Consider the following 9,210-nt stretch of genomic DNA (forward strand, 5'->3'; position numbering starts at 1 on the left):
CCGCGAGGGACGGTAGCCCGGCGGGTGCACTCCGACCTGCTGCTGTTCACCCCGGTCGCGTCGGCCACCTCGTGGGAGCGCCGGTGACACGCGCCTCAGCCCGCCGCCGCACCCGAGTGACGACAGTCTGGCCGGCTGGCGGGCACAGCGCCGCCGACCAGACCGACGTCGGCAGACGCCTGACCAACACGGAGAGCAGCACGGAGACCTGCGCAGTCCTGCCCGCGGTCGCCGCCCACGCCATCGCCGTCTACAGCCAGCCAGGCGACACCATCTGCGATCCGGACTGCGGACCCGGAACCGCGGTCGTCGAGGCCATCCACGCCCACCGGCACGCCATCGGAATCGCCCACCACCAACACGACTGGCAGACCGCCCGCGCCGCCGTGACCGCCGCGAAAGTCCGAGGCGCGACCGCCGACGGGATGATCCTCGACGCCCCGCCCGACCCGTGGTCCTGGACCGGACTCGGACCGATCGACCTGGTCCTCACCCTGATCAGACCCATCGGCGACTCCCACGGGACCAGCGGTGCGATCCCGGACTGGATGCGCGCACGTCTGTCCGCCTACGCGGACCTGCCCCGGCCCGGTGGCCACGTCGTCGTCGTCACCCCGTACCACCTCGCCGGCGGGGTTGACCTGGCCACGACCGTGGCCGCCGCGGGCAGAGAGATCGGGCTCCGCCCGGTGCAGCGCGCCGTCGCCCTCACCAGCACACCCTCATCGCCCCTCACCGGGCACCGCCGAACCACCCGGGACAGCATCCAGCAGACCCACCAGGATGTGATCATCTTCGTCGCGGCCGGACGAGGACGACTACCCGGCCCGCCAGCCCGACCGCCGCACCCATCCGCGTCGGCAACCCCGCACGGCGCCGGTACCGCGGACCTCCCGGCCACCTCGATCACCACCGGCCGGGTGCACCCACGGTCGGTCCTCGTTCCCGCTCGCCTGCCGTTCGGCTGGAGCACCCGTGTCTGACCTCTCGCCCATCGCGGCCCTGCCACCAGCCCCGACGCTGCCGGCACGCCGGCCCAGCTGGTGGTGGCGCCTCACCCACCGGCGCGCCACCCGCCTGCAGGCCCAGCAGGCCCGCCTGCTCGCCGACCATCACGCCCGAACCACCGAACGTGCCCGCGCCGCCCAACTCGACCTCGCGCGCGCCGGGTTCTCCCTCGGCCCCGTCCCGTTCGGATACCGGCCGCTCCGGGTCACCGTCCCCGACAGCAACGGTCGGCACCGACGCCGCATCCGCCTTACCTTCGACCCGCTGACCGCGCCCACCGTCGCGCTCATCTACCAGTGGTGCGTCGACGACCTGCTCGACCCCACCGCGATCGCCCACCGGCTGCGTGCCGAACCCACCTGGTACCCCACCCGCATCGACCCCACCACCCGCAATCCCCGCCCCTGGGACACCCGGGCCGTCGCCCGCATCCTCACCAACCCCGTCTACACCGGCGCCACCATCTGGGGCCGCACCCACGGCGGCCAGCCTGTGCCACCTGACCGATGGGTTATCTGCCGCCACGCCCACGAACCCATCATCGACGCGCGTACCTTCTACCGCGCGCAGGTGATGACGCGGGCCAGCCGGGAAGCACTCGACCTGTTCATCACCATCGCAGAGATCCCGGAATCTGACGCGCCAGATCCAGATCCAGCTCCGGAAAGCAGCCGCCGCCGGGGAATCGAATGAAGGCGGCAATCCAGGTCTCACTGGCGAATGAGGACAGGCCCGCCCCTTGCCTCGACGGCGGYATGCCGAATATCGTGCGGAAGTACATGCGATGACCGGCGCCCACGATCCCCGATCGGACGCGCTTGACGTCGTGATGCCCGCCCAGGACCCCCACGTCACACCGGCATTCGCGCTGGCTCTGCTCCGCGTCCTTCGTCATGTTCAGCGACGGCGGGCCAGTAAAAGCAGGACGCAGACAGTTGACACGGATACTCCACCCGCAAAGAAAGGACCTGACTGATGATCAGATTTGCGTTCGAGGGTCGGTGCTCGACCGAGGACCAGCAGGATCCGGAATCATCACGGGCATGGCAGAAGACCCGAGCGAAAGCGCTGATCGAACCGCATGGCGGGGAGATCGTCGCCGAGTACTTCGACGCCGGGCAGTCGCGGGCGGTGCCCTGGCAGCGGCGGCCACGAGCGAACGATCTCCTGCAGGCGCTGAAGGACCCGAACCGGGGCTTTGAGGCGGTGGTGATCGGAGAGCCGCAAAGAGCCTTCTACGGCAACCAGTTCGGCCTGGTGTTCCCCTTGTTCAGCCACTACGGGGTGCCGCTGTGGGTGCCAGAGGTCGGGGGTCCGATCGACCCGAACAACGAGGCCCACGATCTGATCATGTCCGTGTTCGGGGGGATGTCGAAAGGAGAGCGCAACCGGGTCAAGGTCCGGGTGCGTGCCGCGATGGCCGCCCAGGCACAGGTCGAGGGCCGTTTCCTCGGCGGCCGGCCGCCCTACGGCTATCGGCTGATCGATCTCGGTCCGCACCCCAACCCGGCCAAGGCGGCCGACGGCCGCCGGCTGCATGGCCTCGCGCTCGACGAGCAGGTCGCCCCGGTCGTCGTTCGGATCTTCACCGAGTTCCTGCGCGGCAGTGGCCTGTTCGCGATCRCCGAGGGGCTGACCCGCGACGGGATCCCCAGCCCGTCGGCGCATGACCCGGCCCGTAACTCCCAMCGCACCGGCAGGGCATGGTCGAAAGGCGCTGTCCGGGCGATCCTCACCAACCCCCGCTACACCGGCCGGCAGGTCTGGAACCGCCAGCGCAAGGACGAGGTCCTCCTCGACGTCGACGATGTCGGCCTCGGTCACACGACCAAGCTGCGCTGGAACCCGAAGGACATGTGGATCTGGTCGGAGGAGACCGTCCACCCGGAGATCATCGATCGGCAGACGTTCACCCAGGCCCAGCAGCTCCTCGCCGGTCGAGGACGAGGCCCCGGCGATCAGAAACTGCCCCGCACCCGCCGTCCCTACGCGCTGYGCGGCTCGCTCTACTGCGGTGTCTGCAACCGCAAGATGCAGGGGCACACCGTCCGCGGCGACACCTACTACCGCTGCCGGTACCCGCAGGAGTACGCCCTCGCGAACACGATCCGCCATCCCAGCAACGTCTTCGTCCGCGAGGACCTCATCCTGCCGGTGCTGGACCGGTGGGTGGCTCGCGCGCTCGCACCCTCACGCCTGGCCGACACCCTGGAGGCCATGGTCACGGCCCAGGCCAAGCCGTCATCCCACGATCCCGCCCTCGAGCAGGCACGCCGAACGATCGAAGAGAGCAGCACCAAGCTGGCCGGCTACCGGGCAGCCCTGGACGCCGGCGCCGACCCCGCGGTCGTCACCGGCTGGATCGCCCAGACCCAGGCTGAGAAGACCACCGCGGAACGGAAGCTGCACGAAGCCAGGAGAGGAGAGGAACGGACGCTGACCCGCGAGGAGATCAGTACCATGGTCGAAACGCTCGGGGACGTGGCCACCGCGCTCGCCGAGGCCGAGCCCGCAGAGAAGGCTGATCTGTACCGCCAGCTCGACCTGCGACTGACCTACCAACCCACCACCAGCACAGTAAGGGCCGACATGAAGATCGACACAACCTACTGTGGGGTAATGGATCGTGTCCGAGGGGGGACTTGAACCCCCACGCCCGTTAAAGGGCACTAGCACCTCAAGCTAGCGCGTCTGCCATTCCGCCACCCGGACAGGTGGTTCGCGGATGTCTCACCCGCGAACGACTGCGATGCTACACGCTCCAAGGGGGTGCTTGTCGCTACCCCCGACCATCAGACGATCAAGTCCCGACTTGCGAGTTCTGGCCCGCTTCGACGAGAACGAGAAGCAGTATGATCATTGCTTGAGGTGCACCCCGGGGGATGTCGATTATGACTGGCCGGACGCCGGGGCCTCTGGGCCTCGCCTACGCGACGGGCCTATGCGACGGGCCCGCCATGCGGCTGGCCGCCCCGACCCGTCGGAGGAACTCCTCGACCAGGCTGATCAGCTCCCGGGCCACCTCGGGCGGGAGATCCGCGGACAGCACCGCCGGCAGTTGGGTTCCAGCCGCTCCAGCGAAGCTCCGGTTACTCACGCGGAGCATCGACTCGAACACCGGGAGTCCGAGACCAGATGCCTGGTGGATGTAGGGCCGCAGGAAGCTGGTCGGCCGACCGCCGTAGTACTGGACCATCATGAGAACAACACCGAGCACCCGCGGTTCGAGTCGTTTCACGGCCGGATGCATCCCGGACTGCAACCCCGCGACCCTGTTGTACTCCCAGACGAACCGGYCCAGTCTGCTCATCAGATGTTCGATGCCCAGCGTCGACAGGTTGTCCGGCCGGGCCGGGATGAGCAGGTGGTCGCAGGCTGCGATCGCGGCCCGGGTGATGACTCCGAAGTTCGGCGGRCAGTCGATGAGCACAAGGTCGTAGTCGTACGTGGAGAAGGACGCCAGCCCGGTGGCCAGCCGCTGGTAGACGTCGAAGTAGTACCTGGTGGACCGGTGGGCCCGCGCCCCGCCCAGCCTGGCGGTGAGGTCCATCTCGATGTCGCCGAGTGAGAGGTGCGACGCGAGCAGGTCCAACGTGCCGCCGCCCGCGGCGACGGCGGCGTTGACGACCGATGGTGTGGTCACGTACCCCGCGAGGGGCGGTGGGGTGGTCTCCGGCCGCCACGACTCGAACCACGCCTTGACGGTTCTCCGGTGGTCGGCGAGGTCCGTCCGCCAGGTCTCGGGTCGGTAAAAGGAGAAGGTCAGGTTCGCCTGCGGGTCCAGGTCGATCATCAGTACCCGTCTCCCCAGCCGGGCGATCGCGGCGCCGATGTTTGCGGTGAGCGTGGTCTTGCCTACCCCGCCCTTGTAGCTGGCGATCGCCACGGCCTTCACCGCATCCTCGCTCCCGGTCGCGCGCTCCGCCCGGCGGCGGAGGGACGTCGTGTCTCCTCGGCCGGACCCGCAATGCTTCCGCGTCCGGTTCACCAGCAGACTACGGCTGTTTCTGGATCGGTAACGTCGTCGGGAGTCGGATACTGGTGACTTCCGCCTTCGGGGACGGGAAGGAAGTCCCTCCTCGATCCGCCTCCGGACGCCTGAGTCTGGGATGTATGGGTCAGAAGACGATCGATGGGAACGAGGCCGCCGCGTTGGTGGCCTACCTGGCGAGCGAGGTGATCGCGATCTATCCGATCACCCCGGCGTCGGCTATGGGGGAGCTGGCCGATGCGTGGGCGGCGAAGGGCCGCCCGAACCTGTGGGGTGCGGTGCCCGAGGTCGTCCAGCTGCAGAGTGAGGGTGGTGCCGCCGGCACTGTGCACGGGGCGTTGCAGGCGGGTGCGCTGTCGACGACGTTCACCGCCTCGCAGGGTCTCCTGCTGATGCTGCCCAACATGTTCAAGATCGCCGGCGAGCTCACGCCGATGGTTCTTCACGTCGCGGCCCGGACCGTGGCCACGCACGCACTGTCGATCTTTGGTGATCACAGTGATGTGATGGCGGCGAGGTCGACCGGTTTCGCCATGCTGTGTTCGGCGTCGCCGCAGGAGGCGCATGACCTGGCCGCGGTGGCGCATGCGGCAACGCTCGAGTCGCGGGTACCGTTCCTGCACTTCTTCGACGGTTTCCRCACGTCGCACGAGCTGAACGAGGTGGCGTTGCTCGACGACGGCACGCTGGGTGGTCTGCTGGCTGCCGGGCATATCGATGCCCATCGCCGCCGGGCGTTGTCCCCCGACCGTCCGGTGATCCGGGGCACCACCCAGGATCCCGACACGTTCTTCCAGGCCCGGGAGGCGTCGAACACGTTCTACGCCGCGGTTCCCGGGATTGTGCAGGGGGTGATGGACCGGCTGGCCGCGGCGACGGGCCGGGCCTACCGTCTGTTTGAGTATCAGGGTCATCCCGAGGCCGAGCGGGTTGTGGTCGTCATGGGGTCGGGTCGGTCGGCGGTGCGGGAGGCGGTCACCCGGCTGGTCGAGCGAGGCGAGCGGGTCGGGTTCGTCCAGGTTCGTTTGTTCCGTCCCTTCGACGGCCGGGCGTTGCTCGCGTGCCTGCCCTCGACGGTGCGGTCGGTCGCGGTCCTGGACCGGACGAAGGAGCCGGGCGCGTCGGGTGAGCCGTTGCGGCTGGATGTCGTCGCCGCGTTCGCGGAACGGCCCGAGCGGATGCCGCGGGTGATCGGTGTCCGTTACGGGTTGGCGTCGAAGGAGTTCACCCCGGCGATGGCGGCGGCGGTGTTCGACGAGCTGGCCGGCGCGGCGCCGCGCCGGGAGGTGACGGTGGGTATCCGCGACGACGTCACGGACCTGTCGCTCGAGGTGGACGACGACCGTGTCCCGGAGCCGGATGACGTGCTGCGGGCGGTGTTCTACGGGCTCGGTAGCGACGGCACGGTGGGTGCCACGCGGGCAACGGCCGGTATCGTCGCAGCTCGCACGCCGCTGCACGCGCAGGCGTACTTCGTGTTCGACTCCAAGAAGTCGGGGTCGATGACGGTCTCGCATCTGCGGCTGTCGCCACGACCGGTCGACTCCCCGTGGCTTATCCAGAACGCCCAGTACGTGGGCTGTCATCAGTCCTCGCTGCTGGAACGGGTGGACGTGCTCGCCGTGGCCGCGCCGGGTGCCACCGTGCTGCTCAACAGCCCGCATGCGCCGGAGAAGGTGTGGGAGCATCTGCCGGCCGACGCGCAGCGGCACCTGCTCGACCGGGATGCGCGCCTGTTCGTCGTCGACGCCGACCGGGTGGCGAAGCAGGCCGGCATGCCCGGGATCGTAAGCCCGGTGCTGCAGACCTGTTTCCTGGCGCTGTCCGGTCTGCTGGACCGCGACGAGGCGATCGCGGCGGTCAAGGACGGGGTCCGCGCCGCCCGCGGCAAACGCGGTGACGCCGTGCTGCAGCGTAACTTCGCCGCCATCGATGCCGCGCTCGACGCCCTGCACGAGGTCGACCTGCAGGCTCGTGTGGTCACGGGCCAGGCGCGCCGGCAGCTGCTCGGCGAGGCGCCCGCATTCGTCCGGCAGGTGACGGCGCGGATCATGGCAGGGGAGGGGAACCTGCTTCCCGTCAGCGCACTACCGGCTGACGGCACCTTCCCCGTCGGGACGGCCCGGTACGAGAAACGCGGCCTGACCCGCGAGCTTCCGGTGTGGGATGCGGACCTGTGCATCGACTGCGGCAAGTGCGCGATTTCCTGCCCGCACGCCGCCATCCGGATGACGTTGTTCGACCCGGCGCGGCTCGCCGACGCGCCGGCGTCGTTCCGGCACAAAAAGCCGAAGGACCGCACCCTCGCGGCGTTCCGGCTCGCGGTGCAGGTGGCACCGGACGACTGCACCGGCTGCGGCATCTGCGTCGAGGCCTGCCCGGCGAAGAGCCGGGAGATCGAGGGCCATCGCGCCCTGGACATGGTCGACGCCGCACCCCGCTTCGAGGAGGAACGTGCCGGATGGGCGTTCCGCGAAACGCTGCCGGCGGTCCCACCGGCGCTCGCCCCACCGGACACGGTCCGCGGCTCGCAGCTACGGGAGCCGCTGTTCGAGTTCTCCGGCGCCTGCGCCGGCTGCGGGGAGTCGCCCTACCTCAAACTGCTCACGCAGCTGTTCGGTGACCGCATCATCGTCGCCAACGCCACGGGATGCTCGTCCATCTACGGCGGCAACCTGCCGACCACACCCTGGTCGGCGGGCACCGACGGCCGCGGCCCGGCCTGGGCGAACTCGCTGTTCGAGGACAACGCCGAGTTCGGGCTCGGGATACGCCTCGCGCTCGACAGCCGGGCCCGCGAGGCCCGCCGACTGCTGCGCGCACAGACCGCGACGGTCGGCGGCACGCTCGTCGAGGCGCTGCTCACCGCCGACCAGTCGACCGAGGCCGGCATCCTCGACCAACGCCAGCGGGTGGCCGAACTACGCCGGCGGCTGGCCACCGTCGACCACGACACCACCCTCGACGCTGTCCTCGACGACCTCGTCGACAAAAGCGTGTGGATCATCGGTGGGGACGGGTGGGCGTACGACATCGGCTTCGGCGGCCTCGACCACGTGCTCGCGTCGGGACGCGATGTCAACGTGCTCGTCCTCGATACCGAGGTGTACTCCAACACCGGTGGGCAGGCGTCGAAGTCGACGCCGCGCGCCGCGGTCGCGAAGTTCGCCGGCGGCGGCAAACGGACCCGCAAGAAAGACCTCGGGCTGCTCGCCGCCGCCTACGGCGACGTGTACGTCGCGCAGGTCGCCCTCGGCGCCAACGACCAGCACACGGTGAAAGCCTTCAACGAGGCGGCCAGCTGGCACGGCCCGTCCCTCATTGTCGCCTACAGCCACTGCATCGCCCACGGCATCACCATGACCGACGGCCTGGYCCACCAGAAAGCCGCGGTGAAATCGGGATACTGGCCGCTCTACCGGGTCGACCCCCGCGCGGAAAGGCCGTTCTCCCTCGACTCGCGGGCACCGTCCATCCCCTTCAGCGAGTTCGCCGCCACCGAATCCCGGTTCACCCTCCTCAACACCGTCAACCCCGACGAAGCCGACGAGCTCGCGGCACTCGCCCAACGCGACATCCTCGGGCGCTGGCAGACCTACGAACACGAAGCCGCCCACCCCCGCCACACCACCACGTAAGACTGAAGCGGCGCCGTACCCACCAAAGCGCCGTGCCCACAGACCGGCGAAATGTTCGATCTTGAGGGCGAGCCCGTGAGCACGGTGAATGTGCCGTCCGGCGCGGCTTGAGAGTCGCGCAACAGCGGCTTGCAGGAATTTGACAGTAATGTCGAGATGTTCCGGGCATGTTCCGGAATTGTGCCACCTGTAGGTGGTTCCTCGTTCAAGGAGGATTTGCGGTGACGAAAACGACAGGAAAGCCAGGGAAGACGGAGAAGGCGGGAAAAGTCGGCCCGGAGTTCGGTCCGTTGGCGGCCCTGGCCGGTGCGTGGGAGGGCGACCAGGGGGTGGACGTTGCCTTCGGCAACGCCGAGGGCACGATTATCGAGACCCCGTACCGCGAGAGGGTCACCTTCAAGCCCTTCGGTCCCGTGGACAACGGCCCGCAGTGTCTCTAYGGCCTCGACTACCACATGGCCGCGTGGCGGGCTGGCGAGGAGAAGGCGTTCCACACTGAGATCGGCTACTGGCTGTGGGACGCCAATCTCGGCCACGTCATGCGGTGCTTCATGGTGCCCCGCGGTGCGGTCC

General features: G+C 69.1%; 6 protein-coding genes and 1 tRNA gene. 5 read left to right on the forward strand and 2 right to left on the reverse strand.

What is annotated here, in order from left to right; all coding sequences use genetic code 11:
• The first annotated feature begins 83 nt into the window (after nt 1-83).
• The 3 genes from KBI5_RS21385 to KBI5_RS21395 all read left to right on the forward strand — a co-directional run bounded on the left by KBI5_RS21385 (nt 84) and on the right by KBI5_RS21395 (nt 3,654).
• Complete coding sequence (locus KBI5_RS21385; protein ID WP_198537869.1) at nt 84-983, forward strand: SAM-dependent methyltransferase; 900 nt, start codon at nt 84-86, stop codon at nt 981-983.
• On the forward strand, nt 976-1,701 hold the full coding sequence (locus KBI5_RS21390; RefSeq protein ID WP_085016252.1) for a recombinase family protein: 726 nt from the start codon (nt 976-978) through the stop codon (nt 1,699-1,701). Before KBI5_RS21385 ends, KBI5_RS21390 begins: the two co-directional genes overlap by 8 nt.
• Before the next feature lie 282 nt (nt 1,702-1,983).
• On the forward strand, nt 1,984-3,654 hold the full coding sequence (locus KBI5_RS21395) for a recombinase family protein (protein WP_085016253.1): 1,671 nt from the start codon (nt 1,984-1,986) through the stop codon (nt 3,652-3,654).
• Here KBI5_RS21395 and KBI5_RS21400 read toward each other — a convergent pair.
• Nucleotides 3,636-3,720, reverse strand: a tRNA-Leu gene (locus tag KBI5_RS21400). The two genes, KBI5_RS21395 and KBI5_RS21400, sit on opposite strands and share 19 nt — an antisense overlap.
• A gap of 214 nt (nt 3,721-3,934) precedes the next feature.
• The gene (locus KBI5_RS21405; protein WP_085016254.1) at nt 3,935-4,903 is read right to left on the reverse strand and encodes a ParA family protein; all 969 of its coding nucleotides are present in this window, start codon (nt 4,901-4,903) and stop codon (nt 3,935-3,937) included.
• A gap of 218 nt (nt 4,904-5,121) precedes the next feature.
• On the opposite strand from KBI5_RS21405, the gene nifJ reads away from it, so the two are divergent.
• A complete protein-coding gene (gene nifJ / locus KBI5_RS21410; protein WP_085016255.1) occupies nt 5,122-8,637 on the forward strand; it encodes a pyruvate:ferredoxin (flavodoxin) oxidoreductase in 3,516 nt (1,171 codons plus the stop codon).
• Between the two features lie 221 nt (nt 8,638-8,858).
• Nucleotides 8,859-9,210 (forward strand): heme-binding beta-barrel domain-containing protein (locus KBI5_RS21415; protein ID WP_241883075.1); only part of this gene is annotated, 352 nt, incomplete at its 3' end.

The sequence above is a fragment of the Frankia sp. KB5 genome (genome assembly GCF_002099325.1).
GTDB classification, from domain to species: domain Bacteria; phylum Actinomycetota; class Actinomycetes; order Frankiales; family Frankiaceae; genus Frankia; species Frankia casuarinae.